The 23,023-nt window shown below is 43.3% G+C and carries 21 protein-coding genes and 4 pseudogenes; 16 read left to right on the top strand and 9 right to left on the bottom strand.

Annotated elements, in window-relative coordinates; all coding sequences use genetic code 11:
* Nucleotides 1–36: 36 nt before the first annotated feature.
* On the bottom strand, nucleotides 37–915 hold the full coding sequence (locus tag HFV01_RS13555; protein WP_006616754.1) for an ABC transporter permease: 879 nt from the start codon (nucleotides 913–915) through the stop codon (nucleotides 37–39).
* A gap of 334 nt (nucleotides 916–1,249) precedes the next feature.
* Here HFV01_RS13555 and HFV01_RS13550 point away from each other — a divergent pair, with 334 nt between their 5' ends.
* Nucleotides 1,250–1,537, top strand: a complete 288-nt coding sequence (locus HFV01_RS13550) for a hypothetical protein (protein ID WP_006616753.1) — start codon at nucleotides 1,250–1,252, stop codon at nucleotides 1,535–1,537.
* A gap of 39 nt (nucleotides 1,538–1,576) precedes the next feature.
* Here HFV01_RS13550 and HFV01_RS13545 read toward each other — a convergent pair whose 3' ends face one another.
* Nucleotides 1,577–2,455, bottom strand: a complete 879-nt coding sequence (locus tag HFV01_RS13545; RefSeq protein WP_006616752.1) for an ABC transporter permease — start codon at nucleotides 2,453–2,455, stop codon at nucleotides 1,577–1,579.
* A gap of 425 nt (nucleotides 2,456–2,880) precedes the next feature.
* Between HFV01_RS13545 and HFV01_RS13540 the strand changes: the two genes are divergently transcribed.
* From HFV01_RS13540 to HFV01_RS13530, 4 genes and pseudogenes are all read left to right on the top strand, one after another.
* Nucleotides 2,881–3,468 carry an IS607 family transposase gene (locus HFV01_RS13540; RefSeq protein ID WP_006669167.1) on the top strand — a complete coding sequence of 196 codons (588 nt, stop codon included), beginning with the start codon at nucleotides 2,881–2,883 and terminating at the stop codon, nucleotides 3,466–3,468.
* A pseudogene (locus tag HFV01_RS31695) lies at nucleotides 3,446–3,493 on the top strand (helix-turn-helix domain-containing protein); the annotation flags it as partial. The gene HFV01_RS13540 and the pseudogene HFV01_RS31695, both read left to right, overlap by 23 nt.
* A 39-nt stretch (nucleotides 3,494–3,532) precedes the next feature.
* Entirely contained in the window at nucleotides 3,533–3,655 is a 123-nt protein-coding gene (locus tag HFV01_RS30690; protein WP_273249953.1) for a hypothetical protein, read from the top strand.
* Nucleotides 3,656–3,727: 72 nt separating this feature from the next.
* Nucleotides 3,728–4,363: an RNA polymerase sigma factor gene (locus HFV01_RS13530; RefSeq protein ID WP_006619715.1), complete on the top strand. Its 636-nt coding sequence runs from the start codon at nucleotides 3,728–3,730 to the stop codon at nucleotides 4,361–4,363.
* 113 nt (nucleotides 4,364–4,476) lie between these two features.
* Here HFV01_RS13530 and HFV01_RS13525 read toward each other — a convergent pair whose 3' ends face one another.
* From HFV01_RS13525 to HFV01_RS13515, 3 genes are all read right to left on the bottom strand, one after another.
* A complete protein-coding gene (locus HFV01_RS13525) occupies nucleotides 4,477–5,043 on the bottom strand; it encodes a hypothetical protein (RefSeq protein WP_006619714.1) in 567 nt (188 codons plus the stop codon).
* Nucleotides 5,044–5,147: 104 nt separating this feature from the next.
* Nucleotides 5,148–5,612: an ATP-dependent zinc protease family protein gene (locus tag HFV01_RS13520; RefSeq protein ID WP_006625720.1), complete on the bottom strand. Its 465-nt coding sequence runs from the start codon at nucleotides 5,610–5,612 to the stop codon at nucleotides 5,148–5,150.
* Between the two features lie 609 nt (nucleotides 5,613–6,221).
* Nucleotides 6,222–7,328: a hypothetical protein gene (locus tag HFV01_RS13515; RefSeq protein ID WP_006619712.1), complete on the bottom strand. Its 1,107-nt coding sequence runs from the start codon at nucleotides 7,326–7,328 to the stop codon at nucleotides 6,222–6,224.
* Nucleotides 7,329–7,508: 180 nt separating this feature from the next.
* Here HFV01_RS13515 and HFV01_RS30685 point away from each other — a divergent pair, with 180 nt between their 5' ends.
* The 9 genes and pseudogenes from HFV01_RS30685 to HFV01_RS30655 all read left to right on the top strand — a co-directional run.
* The gene (locus HFV01_RS30685) at nucleotides 7,509–7,637 is read left to right on the top strand and encodes a hypothetical protein (RefSeq protein ID WP_257720193.1); all 129 of its coding nucleotides are present in this window, start codon (nucleotides 7,509–7,511) and stop codon (nucleotides 7,635–7,637) included.
* Between the two features lie 88 nt (nucleotides 7,638–7,725).
* A complete protein-coding gene (locus tag HFV01_RS30680) occupies nucleotides 7,726–8,493 on the top strand; it encodes a HAMP domain-containing protein (protein ID WP_006619711.1) in 768 nt (255 codons plus the stop codon).
* A gap of 42 nt (nucleotides 8,494–8,535) precedes the next feature.
* On the top strand, nucleotides 8,536–8,769 hold the full coding sequence (locus HFV01_RS30675) for a PAS domain-containing protein (RefSeq protein ID WP_081587716.1): 234 nt from the start codon (nucleotides 8,536–8,538) through the stop codon (nucleotides 8,767–8,769).
* 174 nt (nucleotides 8,770–8,943) lie between these two features.
* The gene (locus HFV01_RS30670) at nucleotides 8,944–9,660 is read left to right on the top strand and encodes an adenylate/guanylate cyclase domain-containing protein (protein ID WP_006625716.1); all 717 of its coding nucleotides are present in this window, start codon (nucleotides 8,944–8,946) and stop codon (nucleotides 9,658–9,660) included.
* A 352-nt stretch (nucleotides 9,661–10,012) separates the two neighbouring features.
* Nucleotides 10,013–10,174 (top strand): hypothetical protein, encoded by a 162-nt coding sequence (locus tag HFV01_RS13505; RefSeq protein ID WP_006669168.1) that lies wholly within the window; start codon nucleotides 10,013–10,015, stop codon nucleotides 10,172–10,174.
* Between the two features lie 346 nt (nucleotides 10,175–10,520).
* Nucleotides 10,521–10,881, top strand: a pseudogene (locus HFV01_RS13500) (slr1659 superfamily regulator).
* 313 nt (nucleotides 10,882–11,194) lie between these two features.
* Nucleotides 11,195–11,485 carry a hypothetical protein gene (locus tag HFV01_RS30665; protein ID WP_006669170.1) on the top strand — a complete coding sequence of 97 codons (291 nt, stop codon included), beginning with the start codon at nucleotides 11,195–11,197 and terminating at the stop codon, nucleotides 11,483–11,485.
* 45 nt (nucleotides 11,486–11,530) lie between these two features.
* Nucleotides 11,531–11,767: a diguanylate cyclase gene (locus HFV01_RS30660; RefSeq protein ID WP_273249494.1), complete on the top strand. Its 237-nt coding sequence runs from the start codon at nucleotides 11,531–11,533 to the stop codon at nucleotides 11,765–11,767.
* 22 nt (nucleotides 11,768–11,789) lie between these two features.
* Nucleotides 11,790–11,963, top strand: a pseudogene (locus HFV01_RS30655) (GGDEF domain-containing protein); the annotation flags it as partial.
* A 111-nt stretch (nucleotides 11,964–12,074) separates the two neighbouring features.
* Here the strand turns inward: HFV01_RS30655 and HFV01_RS13490 are convergent.
* The gene (locus HFV01_RS13490; RefSeq protein WP_193521193.1) at nucleotides 12,075–13,403 is read right to left on the bottom strand and encodes a hypothetical protein; all 1,329 of its coding nucleotides are present in this window, start codon (nucleotides 13,401–13,403) and stop codon (nucleotides 12,075–12,077) included.
* 218 nt (nucleotides 13,404–13,621) lie between these two features.
* Between HFV01_RS13490 and HFV01_RS13485 the strand changes: the two genes are divergently transcribed.
* Together HFV01_RS13485 and HFV01_RS13480 are read left to right on the top strand one after the other, a co-directional pair.
* Nucleotides 13,622–17,350 carry a PAS domain-containing protein gene (locus HFV01_RS13485; RefSeq protein ID WP_193521192.1) on the top strand — a complete coding sequence of 1,243 codons (3,729 nt, stop codon included), beginning with the start codon at nucleotides 13,622–13,624 and terminating at the stop codon, nucleotides 17,348–17,350.
* Between the two features lie 66 nt (nucleotides 17,351–17,416).
* Nucleotides 17,417–18,666: pseudogene (locus HFV01_RS13480) on the top strand (hybrid sensor histidine kinase/response regulator).
* Nucleotides 18,667–18,672: 6 nt separating this feature from the next.
* Here HFV01_RS13480 and HFV01_RS13475 read toward each other — a convergent pair.
* The 3 genes from HFV01_RS13475 to ggpS all read right to left on the bottom strand — a co-directional run bounded on the left by HFV01_RS13475 (nucleotide 18,673) and on the right by ggpS (nucleotide 22,997).
* Nucleotides 18,673–19,623, bottom strand: a complete 951-nt coding sequence (locus HFV01_RS13475) for an NAD(P)H-dependent glycerol-3-phosphate dehydrogenase (RefSeq protein ID WP_193521191.1) — start codon at nucleotides 19,621–19,623, stop codon at nucleotides 18,673–18,675.
* 69 nt (nucleotides 19,624–19,692) lie between these two features.
* A complete protein-coding gene (gene glpD / locus HFV01_RS13470) occupies nucleotides 19,693–21,387 on the bottom strand; it encodes a glycerol-3-phosphate dehydrogenase (protein WP_006625704.1) in 1,695 nt (564 codons plus the stop codon).
* A gap of 101 nt (nucleotides 21,388–21,488) precedes the next feature.
* On the bottom strand, nucleotides 21,489–22,997 hold the full coding sequence (ggpS, locus tag HFV01_RS13465) for a glucosylglycerol-phosphate synthase (RefSeq protein WP_006625703.1): 1,509 nt from the start codon (nucleotides 22,995–22,997) through the stop codon (nucleotides 21,489–21,491).
* Nucleotides 22,998–23,023: the final 26 nt, after the last annotated feature.

Genomic DNA, 23,023 nt, shown 5'->3' with positions numbered 1-23,023 from the left:
ACCACTACTTCGCCTGCTAACACCAGTTGTCTGATTTTACTCCAACCCGGCAGTACCTCCCAATTTTAAAGAAGATAATAGCAGAATCAACGATATTAATAACATCAAAGTTGAGATCGCATTAATCGCAGGCGTAACCGATAGTTTAATCATACCATAAACAAACAATGGTAAAGTAGTAGCACCGACCCCACTGGTGAAAAATGATACCACAAAATCATCTAATGATAAGGTAAATGCTAATAAACCGGCGCTGAAAATACCCGGCCAAATCAACGGAAAAGTCACCCGCTGAAACACTCGCCATTCATTCGCGCCTAAATCTAATGCGGCTTCTTCTAATCTGGGGTCAAGGTCTGCTACTCTCGCCCTCACCACAATCGTGACAAAGGAAATACTAAAGGTGATATGACCAATAATTACCGTTGGTAAACCCAGACTTATTCTCATCCCCGTTAGGTTTTCTACTAGCCTAAAAATTAGGGTCATAAATACCAACAAGGAAATCCCCAAGGTGATTTCGGGAATGACCATTGGTAAAAATAGCAAACTTTCTAAAAGCTGATAACCGGGAAATTTATAGCGTTCTAATCCTAAAGCGATCGCTGTTCCTAAAATCGTGGCGATCGCACTGGAAATAGTAGCCACTATCAGACTATTATATAAGGCTGACCAAACTCCCGTCGTCGATAGATCCGCCGTCTGTGCTGGAATGCTTCCCAATAAACTCCTATACCAGTCTAGGGTAAATCCACTCCACACCGCGTTAAAACGGGAAGCATTGAACGAATAAACCACTAAAATGGCGATCGGTAGGTATAGAAACGCAAACCCTAGGGCGACATTTACCCACAGTCCAGTTTTACCCAGGGAACGGATTAGCAAATCAAGTCTGGTCACAGTTGATCGGTTCATATTGTACTCATTATCCTATCCTACTCCTATTGGCAGATATTCTCATCTTCAAATCTCCCTTATCATCCTGATAGCTAACTAATACAACCGCAAATATACTGAGAGTGATACCACTGGCAAAATTAAGTGTTTGAAATCACACACATCCGTTGAATATTCTTTATAATGGGGGCAGGTCAAGCGGAATTATAAGCAATATTGAACATTCTGTTCATTAAAACTAATGACTAAATATTTGCCTAATCGAGCTTCGACTTGATCCACTTTTGTCAGTAGTGGGGGGCTACTCTCCCCACCCACCTGTTGTCAGAAAAGTTGAATTGGGAGAAGGATTTTGATTGTTACCCTGATTGTGCGCGCCTATTTCGCGATCGCTATTCTCACATTTGCCTATTTGTTTACCAAATTTTGGCGCGATCGCACCACCTCTAAAACGCAACTATCTTCATGGCAGGTTCTCATCTTAGCATCACTATTATGGCCGATTGTCTTGCCTATATCTTACTTGGAGCGAAACGTCAACAAACCTAAAATCGTCATGAGTGAATTAAAATCTTATCGATACTTAGGGAATCCCTCCTACAATCAATATCTGGGATACAGCGATCGTCGCGCTTCCTAAATCTTCGCCTTCCCAAAAACCGTCATCTTTGTGGGTGCATTACTGACGGTTTTCAGCCATTTGGAAATAAACCCAAACAGGAATTATCACTAACATCATTAACAGTATAGACAAAGCCGAACCCAAAGGCCAATGACGAGCTTGCAGAAATTGATTCTGGATTAAATTACCAATCATCACCGTTTTCGACCCTCCCAAAATATCCGGCGTTATAAATGCTCCCAAAGCCGGAATGAATACTAAAATAGAACCCGCAATAATTCCCCGTCTGGTTAACGGTAATAAAACCCTCCAGACTGTGCGAATATCGTTGGCTCCTAAATCTTGCGCCGCTTCAATTAAGGAAAAGTCGAATCGCTCCCAGGTTACATATAACGGTAAAATCATGAACGGTAGATAGCCGTAGATTAAACCAACTAGGACAGCAAACGGGGTAAATAATAGGTTGAGAGGTTCATCAATTAAATGCAGGTTTTGTAGTAGGGTATTCACCACCCCCTGGTCTCGTAAAATAATCATCCAAGCATAAGTTCTTACTAAGAAATTAGTCCAAAATGGAATGATTACCAGCATTAACAATAAATTCCGCCAACCACGAGGACGGGTCGCTATGAAAAATGCAAACGGATAAGCGATCGCTAAACAAATTATCGTCGTAAATGCCGCTAGCTCTAGCGATCGCATAAACACTCTCAAATATAGGGGATTCAACAGCCGTTGATATTGCCCTACGGTGAAAGACCACACCACCCCCCCATAGGTTCCCCGTTCCAAAAAACTGTAAATCAGCACAATCACCAGCGGTACTACAAAAAATATCACTAACCACACCGTCGCGGGTACGATTAACCATATTCTCTTGTTCACACCGACAGTTTCCCCCAACCGACTTGAAGCCTTCTGTTTACCAAAAATCATACAACTAGGGTAATTATGTTAAGTTTTGTAACGAAAATTAAGAAATGTAAAAAAAATCGACTTTTTTGGGGATGCCCTTGACTTTATCGTTTGCTTGCGGTACTATTTTTATATAATGGAAATATTTACAATTTTTTTAATTTTGCAAATATCCAATTGTAACAAACTACACCCAGTATAGCGCCATTCCCTCCCCCTGTCAACCCCTACTTTACTAACCGGCGCGAAATTTTTGGGAAATTGCCACCCATTCCCCCACCTCCGAACAGGTGTCCGTATTGCAGTCTGATAATTTTCTGGTATAATCATCGCCAATTGGACAAGTACGGCAATGGAGTTACGTCCTGTTAGCAAATTCACTGAATATTGCTTGACAATACTCAACAATCAGTCTAAGCTAGATAAGTACACAGCAAGCGAGCTAAATGCCGAAATATACATCACCGAGTGAAACGGCTCAATACTTTGGTGTATGCTTACATACTTTAAGAAGATGGGAAAAAAACGGCAAAATTCAAGCGATCAGGACACCGTCAGGGCAGAGACGATATGATATTGCCTCCTACACGGGAACATCAAACGAGAGAACGCAACGGGCAATTATCGCTTATGCCCGCGTTTCAAGTCGCGGACAAAAAGCAGACCTTGATCGCCAAGTTGCAAAATTACTCGAACTCTACCCCAACGCCGAGCTCGTCACTGATATCGCCAGTGGTCTTAATTTCCAAAGAAAAGGACTTAGAGCCGTTTTGGAGCGAGTCCGTCAAGGCGATGTCGGATTTATTGTGGTTGCCCACAAAGACAGACTCGCCCGTTTCGGGTTTGACCTCATCTCTTGGTTGTGTGAACAAGATGGTACAAAAATCGTGGTTCTCAACCAAGACGGTTTATCCCCAGAACGAGAATTGGTTGAGGACATCCTTGCCATTGTTCACATCTTCAGTTGCCGACTTGACGGACTCAGAAAGTATAAATCTGCAATCAAAAAAGATCCGGATTTATCCCAGTCCTGAACTGGCAAAAACTTGGAAAAAATGGCTGGATGCTTGTCGTTATTGTTTTAACCAAGCCATCGCTATGCAGCGTCAATTAACAACTCGGATTGGTAAGCTGAAATTGCGAAATCTGGTAATGCAATCAGATTTACCTCAATGGGTGAAAGAAACGCCTTGCCAGATCAGGCAGGTAAAACACCCGTAAATTCTCCACTTAGCGCCAGACTATGGTGCGGATCATATATAAAATTGACCAAGTAGCATACTCAGATAGACCTTGCAAACCCTTAACTTCCCCGAAGCAAATCATACCCTGGTCAAGTCTTTAAGCCACCATAGTGACCAGGAACTCCTGACCCTTTTTCAAAATCATTCAGATCGGGGTCGATACTTTGTCGTGGTTTTCTGTCGCTATGCCCTAATTGTCTATACTCTGATTGGTCACTCTGTCAAATCACCAGTTCAGGCTGAGTATTTATTTGCTTTGACCTGGCGACACATTTTCTATGAAATGCGGGGTCTTAACCTCCGTAATGAAAAAACTGCCGACTCCGAAACAACCCTACAAAACTGGATTATTAACGTTAGTGCTATCTGTATTAACCGCGCTGAACTTCCCCCAGTTGAGTCTATTCATTACTCACTCAAAGATCAGCCACCCCCCCTGTGGTGTTATGTCGGTCAGGCTTTAGATCAAATTGAACCCTTGTTACGGTTAATCATCCTGATGGCCCAGACATTTCACTGGAGTGAAACTCGCATCGCCGCCTACTTACAAGCTGAAGGAGAATCTATTTCTCCCAGTGAGGTGCGGATGTTGTTAGAACGAGGGTATAAAATTTTAGAAACTACTATTCCTGAAGATATTCGCGCTATTTATCTCGGTCAAACTATCACACAATCAACCGATTAAGGTGTTTACATTATGGCGATCGCATTGCGGTAGATGGCTAACCCTAGAGGGAATTTGACAATCATTCTCACAGTTCAACAGACACTTGGCCGCGGTCTGTCCCCTTTTCTCCTTTAGTTGAGAAATACTGTCCCCTGTTCATTAATACTCAGAGACCGAGTATCTAGGTTGATATTACCAGTTGCTTCAAACCGGATTTCTAAAACACCTGGGCTAGTTACTACCGGACGCACAAACAGCAAACCCCCATCTTCCCTTTGATAGGTCAAGTTTAAAGGAACTGTCAGTCGCTCTAAGGTGCTTTCTGACTGCTGACCAACTAGCCTGGGTCTGGTTCCTCCTGATACCTGATATTCAATTACCACATTACTAGAATTGATCAGCTTCAGGGTAACTCTGCCATTAACAGGACTAATCCTAGCACTAGGTAAGGGAAATCGGGGGATAGTATCCTCTGTGGGCTGTGTTGGTTGTAATGTAGCAGCAGGAGCCGTCGGCGTAGGACCAGTGCGATCGGGTTCTGTCGGCCTTCCCGCCGGTTCTTCAATAATTACTGGTTTACCTTGCCGAGTCGGTGGCCCTCCCGCCCAGGCGATCGCGCTTGAGGTCAGCAACACAGAACCACAAACAAATCCCAGCCATTTGATCCCAGTTTTGGGTGCGTCGTTATATTCCACCATAGTATTATTTACCTGAGTTAAGCAGATTACACCAGTTTACCAGAAAATTATTGGGTCTAAAGCCTTGCCATTGGCGGGCCACATTTGGTAAAACTCCATTGGTTTCAGGTTGAACGGAATGGTAGTTTCGGTCGCGCGCTCAGGAGATAGGACTTACCAGGATGCACTAAGAACCTTTCCCGGACAGCCGCGCGTCCTAACAGCATCCGAAAACCCATCACATCCCGATTAGTTAGCGTAAGTTCGATCTGCCATTCATGTCCCCGTAGTTGAGCAGTAGTTACAATCACGATCCTTTCTTCAGAATGTCCCCCAGAATTTCGCACCTCTCGTTGATCTAAAACCTTCGCTGTCGCTGTCACAGTTTCCGTGCTATTCCGCTGCTTTGGGTGCATTTTGAACTCAACCATCCTTTCGTCTTCATCGCCGAAATGGTGAACATCAAAGGCGTGTATGGCAGAGGAACGCGCTCCTGTGTCAATTTTAGCCTTAATTGCACTTACTCCTAAATCAGGAAGAGCCAGCCACTCCCGCCAGCCAATTACATCTCGCTGTTGCTTGTTCAACAATCCTTTCCAGCCTTTTGATATCTCTGTTTTAGCTTTCTCGCAGCGATCGCTTTACTTCTATATCTCCTCAAGCCCGATTTGGCACAAGCTGCCCCTACCCTCCTGACCCGGAAGGCCAAGGGCAAGCTCCGTTTTTCTGTTACTGACAGCCTAATCTACAACCGTCTAATATAATTCTACCACAGCTTCAGCGATCGCTTTACTTCTATATCTCCTCAAGCCTGATTTGGCACAAGCTGCCCCTACCCTCCTGACCCGGAAGGCCAAGGGCAAGCTCCGTTTTTCTGTTACTGACAGCCTAATCTACAACCGTCTAATATAATTCTACCACAGCTTCAGCGATCGCTTTACTTCTATATCTCCTCAAGCCTGATTTGGCACAAGCTGCCCCTACCCTCCTGACCCGGAAGGCCAAGGGCAAGCTCCGTTTTTCTGTTACTGACAGCCTAATCTACAACCGTCTAATATAATTCTACCACAGCTTCAGCGATCGCTTTACTTCTATATCTCCTCAAGCCTGATTTGGCACAAGCTGCCCCTACCCTCCTGACCCGGAAGGCCAAGGGCAAGCTCCGTTTTTCTGTTACTGACAGCCTAATCTACAACCGTCTAATATAATTCTACCACAGCTTCAGCGATCGCTTTACTTCCATTTTTATCTAAAGTTTCCGATAAGCGAGGGGGGTTCAGGGGTTCGCGTAGAAATTCCCAATTTCCCGTCAAAAACTCCGCAGCCGTCAGAATTTGGTGGAAACCATAATTTTCTAACCCCTCAATTAATATCGGAGACTCAGCAAAACCAGACCGCACCAAAGACACTAGGGGAATATCCAACCGCAATGCTTCCGAAAATGTACTATAGCCTGGTTTAGAAATAACTCGCCCACACAAAGGCATCAAATCTACCGGACGCAGGCGGGAATATTCCGCTAATGAAGGGCTAGATTTCACCATATCTCTAGGCTTAATTAAATTATCCATATCCGGGGAATTACTATCAAAAGTAATGAACTGATAATCAGGAAACAGCCCTAAATTATTATAGGGAATTGCGTCTAGTCCTAAGCCTCCAAAAGTCAGCATAATAGTTTTTTCTACAGGGGATTTAATCTGAAAGTCTGACCTAATTTTGGATAAATTATAGCGAGGATCACCACCAGTTAAACCCATATCTTCAATGACAGGAAATGCCGTCATCTGCTCATGAAGAGGCAGCCTAAATAAGCGATCGCATTGCCCAAAACACTCCCCAATCCAATCCGCTATTTCCTGGAATTGCTCCCCCCAATCACGATAAATAAAATCCCACCCAAAATTACTCATCATCCAACCAGGAACCCCAGCCGACCGAGCTATAGGCGCAGCCAAAGGTGGAATATCCGACAGCACTAAATTAATCCGATTTTGACGAATAAAATCAACTTCTCTGGCTACAATAGACCTCTGCCGCTGCTTAATATCCTCTAACTTGGAACGAGTCGCCAATTTATCCATAGTGATACTATCCGACTGAACTACCCCCACATCAAAAGCCCGCGATCGCACCACAAAATCACCCGAAATATAAGACTCCAATAACCAGCGGGGAGCCTGAGTTACTAAGAATAATAAAACATCAGGACAAAATTTCTGGATTTGAGCAGCTACAGAAGCAGCACGAACAGCATGACCAAATCCGTGATTAGTAATCGCAATATAAATAGCTGGCCTGGTCATAGTCGAAATTAACTCACTCAAATTTTGGTAACATATTTTACCCTAAATCCCCCCAGTGCGATCGCCTCAACATAATTCCCTCCACCAAAGAATTTAGAATTCCCAATCAATCCGGTATCAAATCGTGTCAGAATGTATTGGTTACATACAATCCATGTCTACTTTTTACTTTGATCAGTGGTGACAGTTTTCAGCGTCGGGGCGATCGCATTTAGTCAGGCTAGGGCTTCAATTAAAACCCTAGTTTTTGAACGACCCACTATGACTGTCTCTACCCCCCTACGGGATAATCAAGGTGAAACCCCATAGGTGTTCTCGCCGCTCACCTTAGCCTAGAGCAGATGGATCTCCGATTATCTTCGATTCTACTGGGCTAGGAGAACAAGGGGAAACCTATTTGATCAATAACTTGCGCGTATTTGTATCTGGGGAAGAGTTTGGCCGACAAGACCTTCCTAGAGGGGGTCACAGCGAAGGCATTGATCGCGGGTTGCAACGGGAAAATGGGCGCGGCAGTTATTTAAACTATGCTGGCGTTCCTGTACTTGGTGTGTTTCGCTGCTTAGAACACCAAGAACTTGTCCTATTAGTGGAAATGCCACGGTCGGAAGCCCTAGATCCCGCTCGTCAGTTGGCTTGGACTACTTTGGGGGTCGGTTTAACTTTTACCGGCTTACTCACTGTCGGCGTTTATCTATTGGCGAGCCAAATTTCTCGCCCTATATTGGCGATCGCTACTGTTGCTACCAAAGTCGCAGACGGCGACCTCACCCCTGTGGCTCCCGTAATGACCGATGATCAGGTGGGAACCCTAGCTATGGCTTTTAATCCCATGACTGGACAACTGCGACGACTCTATGCCGGTCTACAGGAAAAAGTTACCCTACTTCAACAGACTGAAGTTGAATTGAATCAGAGTCTTGAACAGTTACAGATCGAAAAACAAGCCGTTGAATATCACCAAGCCCAAATTAGTATTGCTAATCAGGAAATTACCTTACTTAACGATCGCCTCAAAAATGAAAATATAGATTTGGCTCAGGAGTTAAAGGTTAGTAATAAACTTCTGCGTCAGTTTCTCGAAGCTATGCCTTTGGCCGTTGTCGTTGTCGATCATCTTGGGCAACTTTACTATACTAACCAGGCCGCCCACATCCTCTTTTGACCAGGGACAGTCCTAGATGATTTCACTAATCAAAATTCTGTCATTTATCCTAGTTATATTGCCGGAACTGACCAACTATATCCCGATGATAATTTACCCCTAGAGCGAGCTTGGCGAGGGGAAAGTGTCGTAGTTGATGATATTGAAGTGCATCAACCTGATCGGATCATCCCTGTGGAAGCTAGGGCTAGACCTATTCATGATGCCCACGGAAATATTACCTTTGCGATCACTACTTTTCAAGATATCAATGAACGCCAAAAAGCTGAAGCATAACGACAAAGTTTTATCGAAGAAATGTTGATAGTTAACTGTGATTTATAACTAGCCCTTAATGAACAAGAAGAACTCACCGATGCCGCTGGCAGGTTTGTTCCTAATCAGTTTTTATCCTGCCTCGGTTATGAAAGTATTGTCGAAGTTAAATCAGGAGATGCCGTCGAAAAACAAATGTCCATTTTGTTTTCAGATATTCGCCAGTTTACCAATCTTTCTGAAAAGATGAGCTTGGCTGATAATTTTAAGTTTATTAATGCCTATTTATGCCGCATGGAACCCGCCATTATTGAAAATTGCGGATTTATAGATAAATATATTGGAGATGCAATCATGGCATGGTTTGGCCGCAGTGCTGATGATGCTGTCCAGGCGGGAATCGCTATGCTCAAATTATTAAGCCTCTATTATTCTACCCGCCAACGACCAGGAAGACCACCTCTGAAAATTGGCATTGGTATTAATACTGGAACTATGATGTTAGGTATTGTTGGAGGTAAAGATAAAATTGATACCACTGTCATTAGTGATGCCGTTAATCTCGCCGCTCGCTTGGAAGAGTTAACTCCCAAATATGCCGTGCCACTTTTGATTAGCCAACACACATTCCTGTCTCTTGAAAATCCTAATAGTTACGCTTTTAGAATTATTGATAAAGTCGCCGTCAAGGGGAAATCTGAAATGGTCTCTGTCTGGGAAATATTTGATGCTGACCCCCCAGAAAGTCGCGACGCTAAGTTGAAAACTAAAACTCAGTTTGAGTCAGCATTAACCCTCTATTATCTACATCAATATAAGCAAGCTGCTCAATTGTTGCAGATCTGTTTAGCTGAAAATCCTGGTGATGCTGTGGCTCAAATTTACTGGAAACGGGTTGTTGATCAGATGTGATCCTAGATTTACCCCTCCCACCCCTCGCTCACTATCCAACTCTAGGCAAATTATCAAAAATATGGTATCCTTAACTTGAAATCCATTAATAACAACATCCTATGCTCTGACCCCTAAGAAATGTCTCTCAATTTTTGGGAAACTTTATCCCTGGAAATTACCTCAACTATTTAAAGCCAAGCGGTACACCTACCAAAAGTTATTAAACCTTGAGTTATTCAACATAACATGAAACGAATTTTTGGAGAATTTTTGGAAGCACCAAGTACCAGCAATGAGTTTTTGGTGATTGGGTTGTCCCCCACTTCCGTTGAAACAAAGGTGGATAAATTATGGTCTATATGACAACTTTATGGCTGATTATGTCACTACATTTTTTCCAAACATGGAACCAGATCAAGACTCAGTTAGTCGCCAAATGAAAGTCAAAATTGCTGTCAATTTCGTGGCTCATGATTTATGGAAAAATGCTATTAAATTTAGCGATAAATCATCAACATATCAGATTAAATAAAATACAGCTATTTTGGCAGCACGATCATCTCTCATTTTTGGTGGCTAATAGTATCCAGAAAGACGCGGTTAGTTCTTTTCAAGACTACATTGAAGAGTTGCTGATTTCTGAACCTCAATAGATGTATATTCATCAGGTAGAAAAAAATGTAGAAAATGATACCGAATCCGGCTGAGGATATTTAACAATGGTTAATGACTATATGGCTAAACTAGGCTGGAAGTTTGAAACCCTAGAACCAGATCCCTCCCAGACTATTGTTACTACAATGGTTCAACTCACCATATAATCACCATCTCAAGTTGTTAAATATCATTTGTTAAAAACTTGAATACAGGAATTAAACATGGTAATTCAATCATATCAAACTCAAGATTATATATAGCATTGGTTACGATAGCCAAATCTCTACTATTGCCCGGAAAGGGTCTCTCAGACTCAATGGCATAAAAGAGTCGAATGCAGTGGTTAAATTACTTAATGATGTATTAGATATCGAACCTTCCCCAATTACCCTCAACCTTAGAGAGTTGCAATTTCTCAACAGTTCGGGAATTAATATGCTGTCTAAATTTGTGATTAAAGTGAGGCAGAAAAAAAATATGAACTTGGTGTTGTTAGCTTCTAGTAAAATACCTTGGCTAGGAACATCCCTCAAAAATTTGCAGCGATTAATGCCTAGCCTAGAATGGGAAATTGATGCCTAAATTTAACTAAATGCTATGATTTAACTCAACAATCATATATCCCTCACCGCCTAAAACTGGGTTAAATATCACTGAAAAACTTGTTCATCTCCCAGACCTATACTCAGTTAAATTATCCCAGTTACTCCAGAGCTTTATCTAGGTATTATTATCTAGGTATTCAATGATTGATGAACTGCTAGGTAGTCCCCAGCCAGCAATATAGATCATCAAAATTTGTCGAAAATTGACGACAGCTATCCGACTGCATTTATTTAATTTTAACCCTAGTATTTGTGCCTAATTAGAATTAATTTAGGGGGTCCGTATGGGGATGCCATCAGAATCTAATAGTGAGAGTGATTTGGTTTTACAAAATCATAAATTGCCGGAGGAAATTGAGAGACTGAAACCAGAAAAAATAGACCTGGAAATTTTACTAGAAACCACGATGCTTCATGCTGATTTGGTGGAACAGGAATTGTATCATTCTCATCATCAACTTCAGGAGGAAATCAACCAGCATCAAGTGACTGAGCAGCAATTGAGAACTTCTGAAAAAAAGCTACAATCTTTATTAGAAAGGTTATCTCAAACTAATACTGACCTAGAAATTATGTTATAGACAACCACGGCTCATGGTGATTTGATTTAAAAATTTTCCCATGACTTGAGTATTCGTGACTCTTTGACCGGATTATTTAATCGTCGCTATATGGAACAGTCCCTAGTCCGACATTTAGAACGCCCTAAAGAACAGCAAGAACCCCTAAGTCTTATTATAGGCGATATTGATGATTTTAAAGGATTTAACGATCGCTGGGGACATCAAGCTGGAGATGTCGTCCTGAAAGCCGTCAGCCGATTTTTAACAAAATCATACTCGCCTATCGGATACTACTTGTAGATATGGGGGAGAGGAGTTTCTCATTATTTTACCCTCCACCACTATTGAGGAGGCTCATAAAATTGCTGAATTTCTTAGGAAAGGTATCAAAAATCTATACCATCAATATTCCTATATTTTTATGCGGGGACTCACTATGTCTATGGGGATAGCAGGTTGTCCCATACACGCTGATTGTCAGTCTAGTTTAATTACAGCGGCAGATATGGCATTATACTATTCTAAAACCAACGGACGCGATCGCGTCACCATGGCCTCTTCAAATTTATGCCAAAGTCTCAAAAATGACCATCATTCATAACTTAATTTACAATTGACTGCGGGTATGTCGTGCTTTTTGTAACAGTTCTTGAGCCTCAGCATTAACAGTAGTTCCAGGTCGCACTAACTCTAATGTATAAATAACCTCGGATATCTTATTGTTTAAAGATGCAAAACTGGGATTAGAAGAAGCAGTCAACTGTCGCCATTCAACAATTAATTGTCTGGCTCTATCCATGGCGGCTACAGAATCTCTTTCATCCTGTAATCTTTGTTCAATTTGCCGACGATTTGACCGATATTGAGCTAGTTTTGTTTGAGCTTCTAAATAACTAGGATTGTCTTGATTAATCTGTTGTAAGCGTTTAATCGCCTCATCCCAATGCTCGATTACCTGCTGCCAATGTAATTGACTATGGGGTGGATTTTGAGCTTCATTAGCAGCCTTACTAGCAAAAATTTGCGCCGCCTCAATTAAAGTATTACCCTGTAAACGACCAGCGACAAACCCCACCTGCTGCTGAAAATCCCGTTCCGCAGTGGTTAACTGCTGTCGTGCATTCTTTCCAGACAAGGTGGCTTGGGGGATTGGTCGGAGTTGATCAATAGCCTGTTGCCAAACTATAATGGCTGTCTCTTTATCCGCCGCCGACTGTGCTTGATTATACTGTGCTGTAGCTACCTGTAAAGCCTGTTGAGCTTCCTGTAAGGCTTGATAAGCATTCTGTTCCTGGAAAATCTGCGCTTCCATGCGACCCACCAGTTTCCGGGCATTTTGATACTCATCAAAAGTAAAGCGCCAGGTGCAACCCAACAAATTGCAATAAGCCTTTGGGTAATATCCTAAAAACCATACAGGTAACTTATCCAAGTGATGTTGAGCTTGCTTGGCTTTCTCGCTTCCTAGTTCAAAGTCTGTCATAGCTGTGGCTCGATTCACCAATTGATCAGCCTGTTCTACTAAAGCGATCGCCTGTCGGTAGTTATAATCCATGCTAATATAACTGGGAAGCAACAGCAAGGGCGCAGTTCTAGCCACAGGTTGGCGAATCATTGGTAGTGGTAAATTAACTAACCAAACGACCCCGCCTAGTCCCCCTAGGACTGCTCCTCCCCAAAATATCTTTTTCAGCGCACCAGGCGGACGGTTAGCCCGGGCGGCTTTATCAATTACTTTGGGGTTAAAATCAGGAAACTGATCTGTAAGTAATTCCTCAATTTCCGATCGCGTCAGGAAATCTCCCGATGGCGATCGCCTTTTGTTCAACCGGGATACTACAAGATCAGCCCCAATTCTGTCAATGGGATTTTCTTTAACCCGCCGATTGATCTCGGTCAGCAGAATATCAAAGGATTTTGGCGAAAGTCGTGCCATAAGTACACCTTCCTACCCCAATGATTCAAGTTTATATTTTCTATAGGATAGCTCCTGTGCATCTACAAGCAATAGCTATATAATTCCTGAAATCGACTGACGATTTTAGGGATTATTAAGGTATCCCTACAGGTAGATGTGTCAATAGTAACAATAATTCATCCTTGAGATAGAGGCAATTTTTCTGTCAGCTTAGTCTTATACAAATTTCAGTATTAATGGTTTTAACAGTAATGGCAATGGTCAGTCAACTATCAGCCCCAGATCTAGCTTTAATCGCCCACCTAGGATTTATAGAGCCAATGGTGTTACCACAGAGGGTATCTTTTCTATTGGCGATCGCTGACTACATTCTCGCCCTGCTGTTATTCTACATCATCTGGAGCTGGCGGGATCTTCCCCTGCGCCGATTAATCTTTCTATGTGCGTTGTTTGTCCTCTGTACTGGTAGCTTTATTCTGTTACAGGGAGAGACTTGGTTAAATCCTACACCTAACCTGATTTTAACAGTAGGGGCGATCGCTTTCATTATTTCCCTATCAATTATCCAGGGACTACTTAAATTAATCCCCGGTCTGGGGCTGGGTGAGTCAACCCCCCAACTCCAAAACTCAAATGGTCTACTCCTCAACCCTAATTCTTGGCCAGAAACCACCCGCTACCCACGGCAACACACACAAGCACCTGTCAAAAATAGCCAATCAGATCTTCTGTTGACCATTCAAGATCAGACCGCTGAACTTCAGGAAACCATTAAACAATTAAAACTACAAATTCAACAGCAGCAAGTGATAGCCACGAATGCTACACAAGAGAAACATTTGCTGCAAGCTATTCTTGATAACTGTCCGGCGCTGATCTGTGCCAAAGATAGTCAAAACCGTTATATTATGGTTAATCGTCAGTGCGAAATTTTCTTAAATCGACCAGCCCAGGAGATTCTTGGTAAAACCAACTATGATTTATTGCCAACAACTATCGCCCAAAAACTACAAGAATCGGATCAAAAAGTTTTCGACAGTGGTAGAGTGCAGCAAACTCACCAAAATATAGTCAATTATCATGGTAAAATTCGCCAATTTATATCCGTAAATTTTCCGATTTTTAATCAAAATAGACATATTTTAGCCGTGTGTAATATTGGTAGTGATATCACGGAAGGCAAACACCAAGAACAGAGGCTTAGGTTACTAGAATCAGCCGTCAGCCACACCACTGATGCGATCGCGATCGCTCAATCTAACCCCGAAAACACGACGGATTCCCAGATAGTTTATATTAATAAAGCCTTTACTAATCTGACCGGATATCAGCCCGAAGGTATCATTGGTAAAAATCCCAATATTCTGCAAGGAATAGACACAGACGAGCAACAATTAAAGCGAGTTGAAGTCGCCCTCAGCCAGAGTGAGTCGATACAAGTGGAATTGATTAACTACCGTCAGAATGGCTCGAAATATTGGGCGGATCTTAGTATTTCTCCGGTCACTGATGACACGGGAAAAGTCAGCCATTTTGTCTTTGTACAACGTGATATAACATCCCGAAAACTGAAAACTAGCACCCTCCAAAAAGAGCGAGAACAACTCCAGCAAATTATTACTAATGCTCCCGTGGCTGTAGCCATTTTAGATTGTTCTATGCGCTATATAGCTTATAGCGATCGCTGGCTACAAGAGTATCATCTTCCCCAAGAATCCTTAGTTGGTCGTAGCCACTATGAAATTTTCCCCCATATCTCAGAAACCTGTCGAGAACTGTACCGTAAAGCTATTGCTGGCGAGGTTATTTCCTGCTCGGAAGATGTGATGACTTATCCCGATGGTTCCCAGGGATATTTTCGCTGGGCGATTCATCCTTGGTATACCTTAAATCAGGAAATAGGCGGGGTGGTTATTGCCACTTATCCCATTGATGAATTGGTGAAAGCACGAGAAGCAGCCTTGGAAAACTCTCGGCTAAAATCCCAATTTCTCGCTAATATGAGCCATGAAATTAGAACCCCTATGAATGGGGTTTTGGGGATGACTGGATTATTGCTGAAAACTGAACTAGATACTAAACAAAAAGATTTTGTCCAGGCGATTCGCACCAGTGCCGATCATCTCTTGTCTATCATTAATGATATTCTCGATTTCTCCAAATTAGAAGCCCAAGAGATTGAACTAGAAGAACTAGATTTTGACCTGGAAGAATGCCTAGAAAATATCATTGATTTATTGGCGGCTCAGGCTGAAAATAAGGGCATTGAATTAGCGGCTATTGTCGATCGCAATGTTCCCCGTTATCTGCGCGGCGACCCCGGTAGACTGCGACAGGTACTTTTAAATTTGATGAGTAATGGCATTAAATTTACCCCCGCTGGAGAAGTAACCCTGCGAGTTAGCCGCCCTCCTAACTATGATATTAATGCTCCTTTGACATTACGTTATGAAGTGCAAGATACTGGCATTGGTATTCCGGCTGAGGCTCAAGAACGGGTATTTGAGGCTTTTTCTCAGGTAGATGCTTCCACCACCCGTAAATTTGGAGGAACCGGGTTAGGCTTAGTAATTTGTAAGCAACTTTTAGAGGTTATGGGGGGAGAAATTGGCTTGGAAAGTGTGGTTGATCAAGGTAGCACTTTTTGGTTTACTCTGCCTTTTTCTATATCCAAAACTGCATCATTTCCCAATTTACCAGATACCTTAACTAAGTTAAAAATTTTGGTGGTCGATGCTAATGCGAGTGTGCGCCAGTCTGTCCGCTATCTGATTCAATCTTGGGGGATGGAACTTCAGGAAGCCTCCGACCCAGAAATGGCTTTGTCAAAGTTGCGTGATGCCGCCCATAATAACCAACCCTTTAATTTGGCAATTTTTGACCAAAATCTGTTAATTTATGGAAAGCAAAATTTAGCGGCAGTTATCCAAAATGAACCCCTCATGAGTGCGACTAAGTTAGTGCTAATGACTTCTATGCGCCGCCTAAGTTCGGTGGAAGATTTATTAGATGATGGCTTGGCTAAAAGTTATTTAATTAAACCTGTGCGCGCTTCTCGATTATTTGATGCTTTACTCACAGCTATGGCTAATGAAATTACGGTGAATTTAGCCGAGTTTCATTCGGGTCGTGATAGCTTGGGGGATAATTCTAGCACCCTCTCCCCTGCGGGTTTGGATTTAAAAGTTTTACTGGCTGAGGATCATCCTATTAATCAACAGGTATTGTTAAATCAGTTGAGTTTATTAGGTATTGAAGCTGATTTGGCGGAAAATGGAGAACAGGTGCTGGAATTATTAAACGATCGCCATTATGACCTAGTGTTTATGGATTGTCAGATGCCTAAATTAGATGGTTATGCCACAACTGAGGAACTACGGAAACGGGAAGGAAACGATCGCCATACCACTGTCATCGCCCTCACCGCCCACGCCATGCCTAGCGATCGCCAAAAATGCCTATCAGCAGGTATGGATGATTATATCAGCAAACCCATAACCCAGGAGGAGTTAGCATTTAAACTGCAAACTTGGGCCGCCCGTCGGCAACAAATGCCCGGCACAAATGCCCCTACACCCAGCCAGACCCGCAAAACCATACAAAATAACCAAAACCAGGATAAACCCAGCCTGCTGGTCGATTTAGACCGCCTCCAGACAATTTCTAGGGGTAAGGTTGAATTTCAGAAAAAGCTATTGGCTGTATTTATGGAAAATGCTCACCAAGATCTAGCGAAACTGCGCCAAGCTACCAGCGCATCAGACTTTCAAGTTATGGCTATGGTAGCTCACCGCATCAAAGGTTCTAGTGGTAATGTGGGAGTAGCGATTTTAACTGCGATCGCCGCCGATATCGAACAAAAAGCCCGCCACCAAACTATCGAGGGATGTATGAGTCTAATTGACTCCCTCGCGGAAAATCTTAGCCGGGTGGATAGTTTTATTGAACAAAAATTTTATAGCTGATCACAAAACATGGCAAAATAGACTAACTAACATCACAGTAACTACTCAATTAATCAATATCAACCCATGGCAACTATTCTAATTGTTGATGATGACATCGCCACCCAAATGATTCTACAGAATACCCTAGAAGAACAAGGGTATAAAGTGGCGATCGCAGAAGATGGTAAAACCGCCCTAGAGTTAGCCGAAAGTCTGTCCCCAGAGTTAATTATTTGTGATTGGATGTTACCGGAGTTAAATGGCTTAGAAGTATGTCAGAAACTGCGTTCCCATCCCACATTAGCCCCTACCTTTTTCATCATCTTGACCGCCCAGGAACAACTAGAGGATTCTAGTTCAATGGCGGACTTAACTGCTCAATACCGAGTGGATGAATGGATGAGCAAACCCATTGAAATTGATGGACTTTTAGCGCGGGTGCGATGTGGTTTAAAAATTTCTGCCCAAAATAAACATTTAAAACAGGCTTATCAACAACTCTTATACAGCGAAAAGATGCTGAATTTGGGGCAAATGGTGTCCGGTATTGCCCACGAAATTAATAACCCGGTTTCCTTTGTGACTGGTAATATTAACCATGCGACTGGTTACGCTCAAGATTTAATGGAATTGGTAGAGTTGTATGGTGAAACTTATCCCGAACCTGCGGCAGACATTGAGGAAAGAATCGAGGATATTGATTTAGAATTTCTGCTAGAAGATTTTCCGAAACTGCTAGAATCAATCAAACTGGGAACCGACAGAATCCGCCATTTGGTGGAGTCTCTGCGTAATTTTTATAAGCAGGATGATGGGGAATTAAAAACCGTTGACATTCATCAAGGTCTGGCAGATATTCTCCTGATTTTACAAGGACGTATTAAAGGTAAAAAAGGTCGCGGGATTCAGATGGTTCAAAACTACGGGAAATTGCCCCAGGTGCAATGCTACCCAGGGCAACTTAATCAGGTGTTTATGAACTTGTTAAATAATGCGATCGACAGTTTGGATACTAACCGAGAAGAAGATAATGAGTTTCAGCCCCAAATTAAGATTACGACGGAGGCGGAAACTTCGGATAAATCAGGGGAGGGTTGGGTAACAATCAGGATTTATGATAATGGTGACGGCATTCCCGAATCAGTATGCGACGCATTTTTGAACCCCTATTCACCACCAAACCCCCCCAAATAGGTACAGGTATGGGATTAAGTCTCAGCCATAAAATTATCACCGAAAGCCATAGGGGAACCATCGAAGTTAAATCCGACCCCGAAACCGGAACCGAATTCATCATCAAAATTCCCCAACAGCAAACCCCAACCAGTGATTAAACACAATTAAAACTCTTGTTCGTGAAACTCCGGTTTTAAATCCCTTTCCATCAAGGCTTCAACCGCTTCTTGGGGGTTGATTTCATTGTTCAATAAGCGATAGACCTCTTCAGAAATGGGAACCGGAATTTTTTCGCGGTTAGCAATAGCAATCAGTACATTAGTGGTATTTACCCCTTCGGCGGTACTACCCAACTCCTGTAAAATCACCTCCAAGGTTTTACCCTTAGCCAAACCATAACCCACCCGATAATTACGACTTAAAGCACTATTACAGGTGGCTAACATATCCCCCAAACCGGACAGACCAAAAAACGTCTCTGTCTGTCCCCCCAAATGGGTCCCAATGCGGATCATTTCCGTTAGCGCCCGGGTCAGGAGGGCAGATTTGGCATTAATGCCCAATTCTAAACCATCACAAACCCCAGAGGCGATCGCAATTACATTTTTCAAAGTCCCCCCCAACTCCGTCCCCATGGGGTCATTACTGGTATAAACCCGCAGCAAACTGGAAGCAAATAGCTTTTGGGCGAACTCCGCCGCCGCCATATCAGCACTTGCTACCACCGTCGCCGCCGGAAGATGTCGTTCAATTTCCGCCGACAGATTAGGTCCAGATAGTACCACAATGGGATGATCTGGGAAATCCTCGTGCCAAATTTGAGAAGGAGTCCGGGTACTTTCCGCGTCCAAGCCTTTAGTCGCAGTGAGAATAGGAACATGATCGGGGATACCAATTTCCTGGAGTTTTCCCGCCGTCGCCGCCACCCCTTTCATAGAAATAGCAGAAACGATTAAATCAGCGCCTTCTACCGCTTCCTCCAAAGTATTACCTAAACGGCGAGACCAGAGATTAATTTTATGGCCATTATGACCCGCCAACTCAGCCAGCGCACTACCCCAAGCCCCCGCCCCCAAAACTGTCAGGGTTGCCTGTTCCTTATCTGGAAATTCCATAAAATCTTCGTTATTCTATCTAAACAAGGGTACATTTTCACAGGGACTAGCCCTCAGCATCACCAATGGTTAAACCATTTGAGGTGATACAGCCTTTTCCCCAGCCTCCAATTCATAATCGGGAATGCAGTTTAACCGCATATAGTCATGGTAGGCTACCAGTTCGCGATCGCATTTTTCTTGAGTCCAGCCCGCATATTTTTGCAGAGTCTCAGTGATAGTCGGTAATAAATCTAACCCATAGCGCGCGTGCATCGCTAGAGTAGTTCGTCGCCGGGTAATATCCACCAAAGTTTTTGCCATTTCCGATCGCACTCCGTAGACCAGTTGGGCTTTAATATCAGGTAAAGCCGGGGTAATTTTTTCCCTCAACTCTTCATGTTCATCAGTTAGCTGCAACACCTCCAGCGCCCGCGCCCCATAAATCGAAAACAGATGATGAATAGTTTTGAGAGGTAGTTGGGGGCGATAATCATAAAGGGCTTGTCCGATGCGAGTATCATTAGGGAAAATTGCCCCAGGTAGTGGCGTGTCCGTCTCACACCGTGGCGCAGGTCGCCCCATTTTCTGATAACTCGCCTCAACCAACTCTTCCGCCACCTGGCGATAGGTGGTTAGTTTTCCACCAATCAAAGATAGCAGATTTTCCACCCCATCTTTATCATGGTCATAAACAATGTGTTTCCGGGTGATAGCAGCCGTTTTTTGGCTAGGTTCCACATAGGGAAGGGGGCGGACCCCAGAATAGGTAAACTTCACGTCTTGACGCGAAAGTTCAGCGGTAGGAAGAATGCCATTAGTTTCCCGCAACAGATAATCAATTTCATCATTATCTGCCTTAATGGCTTCCAGATTCTCATTAAAATAAATATCCGTAGTGCCAATGAGATACATTCCCAACCAAGGCACAATAAAAAACGGTCGTCCGTCGGATTTTGCCTCTACATATAGGGAAGTTTCCGGCGCACCAGGGAAGGGATCTACAATAATATGGCTGCCTTTAGTGCCACCGATTTTGCGAGTTGTGCCAATGGGCGCGGCTTCGTCTTTCTGTCGCCCCAATTTACAAACGCGATCGACCCAAGGGCCAGAAGTATTGATAACTACCGCCTTCGGACTACCCTTAACCGTAAAAGTTTCCCCACTGAAAACATCCCGACAATTCAGTTTATTAATGCGTTTTCCTTCCCGGTCAAGTCCCGTCACTTCCACATAATTAAGAATGGTTGCGCCCGCTTGTTTAGCCGCGATAATATTTTCCAGACACAACCTCTCAGCATATTCTACTTGAGCATCATAATACTGAGCGCCGCCTTTCAGATTTTCCTTATCTAAGGACCGGAATAATTGCTGAAATTGGGTGTTAGGTAGCATTCTATGAGTCGGTAAACTCTTGTCATAGCTGAACACATCATAAAGCAGCATTCCCGCCCAAATTTTCCAATAAGGACGCGATCGCCCCCCATAAACTGGTACAGTTAATAACAGTGGTTTAACTAAATGGGGCGCTGTCCGCAGTAAAATTTCTCGCTCTCGCAGGGACTCACGCACTAGGGGAAACTCGAAATATTCCAGATAACGTAATCCTCCATGAACCAGCCTAGTAGACCAGCTTGAGGTCGCCCCCGCAAAATCCCCTTTTTCAATTAAAATAGTTTTTAAGCCCCTCAGCGCCGCATCACGAGCTACTCCGGCTCCATTTATACCACCGCCAATCACAATTAAATCGTAGGTTTCCGCCTGAATTTTTTGATAGTCTCCCATGATGATTAGAGTTTAGTTTTCTTGGCTACTTTAACATCAGAAATTCGGCTAATTGATGTCCTTTCCGCATGGTATCACCAATTAACCGAATGGCGAGTTTTTTAAACAGCCACCGCCTGTTTAACAGCAGCTTTTTGATGTGTCATAGACTCGAAACGTTCAAACACATGATCCGCCCAATACTTGACATCATATTTAACTACAGTTTTATGCATTTCAGCCATCCGCTGTTTTTGTTCTTGGGGGTCCATAGCCAAAGCATATTCGATCGCCTCATCCATGCGCTGAGTCGAATAGGGATTAGTCAAAACCGCCTGGGGAAGTTCCACCGCCGCCCCCACAAATTCCGACAGCACCAAGACACCGCCGCGATCTTCTCTGGCGACCACATATTCTTTAGCTACCAGGTTCAAACCATCCCGCAAGGGAGTAGTCCAGCAGACATCAGCTAATCGGTAATAGGAAAACAAATCCGACAGCGGTATAGGCTGGGTAAATAACAAAGTCGGCATCCAATCTAGGCGCGCAAATCTGCCGTTAATTTTCCCTACTAATTGCTCGATTTGATGTTGAGCCGTTTTATAAACCCGCATCCCATCAGCCGCCGATACACAAGTCATCAGAAACTGAACTTTTCCATGTAAATCTTGGCGACGTTCTAACAGTCGCTCATAGGCTTCTAACATCTGCCGATTTCCCTTGACATAATCCACCCGACCCGCAGCCAAAATCAATTTGCGATCGCCTAATTCTTTACTAATTGCCGTCAATCGTGACTGACCCTCTGGCTTCTCTAAAACCGATTCTATGAAACCCGGATTTGTACCCACCGGGAAAGCGTCAATATTCACTATTTGACCCTTATACTCAAGTTGGCTGACCATTTCTGGTTCTGCTAAAGCCGTTCCTACTTTGGTAAGATGAGGGGCTACAGGTTCCCGTTTAACCACTTTTATCTCGCACAAACTGCGGGCGACATTTACAAAATTCTCCGAGTAGCGAGGAATATGGAAACCGACTAAATCGCAGCATAAAAGACTCTCCACAATTTCCTGTCGCCAAGGTAGGATATTAAACACATCCACCGACGGAAATGGCGTATGATGAAAGAACGCAATCCGTGCATCCGGTTTCATTTCCCGAATGTAGCGCGCCGCCAACCATAGGTTATAGTCATGAATCCAAATTAAGGCATCATCTGCCGCCTCTTCGCAGGCTGCTTCTGCAAATAAACGATTAATCGTGGTAAAGTTTTCCCAGTCTGCTGTTTCCGAGGTGAAATGGTAGGGGAACGAGTGTAGAACTGGCCAGAATGCCTCTTTAGAGGTGATGTGGTAAAAATGTTTAACCTGGTCCGCGTTTAAGGCTATGCGGCGCACAGTATAGTTGCCTTCATCTTCTACTTCTACTCTTTCTTGAAAGTCCGCTTTTTGCTTCGCCGTTACTTGTTTCCAAGCTACCCAAGTGCCTTTATTAACGTTAGCAAAGAAACTTTTTAGGGTCGGTACGATACCATTAGGGCTTTTTTTGGCTCGGTAGTGAATTTTTCCATTTTCGATTACCTCATCGTAGGGTTCGCGATGGTACAGAATTACCAGTGAAGATTTCATAATTTTTGTGTTTTCCGTGAAACAAT

It is taken from the genome of Limnospira fusiformis SAG 85.79 (assembly GCF_012516315.1).
Classification (GTDB): Bacteria; Cyanobacteriota; Cyanobacteriia; order Cyanobacteriales; family Microcoleaceae; genus Limnospira; species Limnospira fusiformis.
This window is presented reverse-complemented; position numbering and strand designations above follow the sequence as displayed.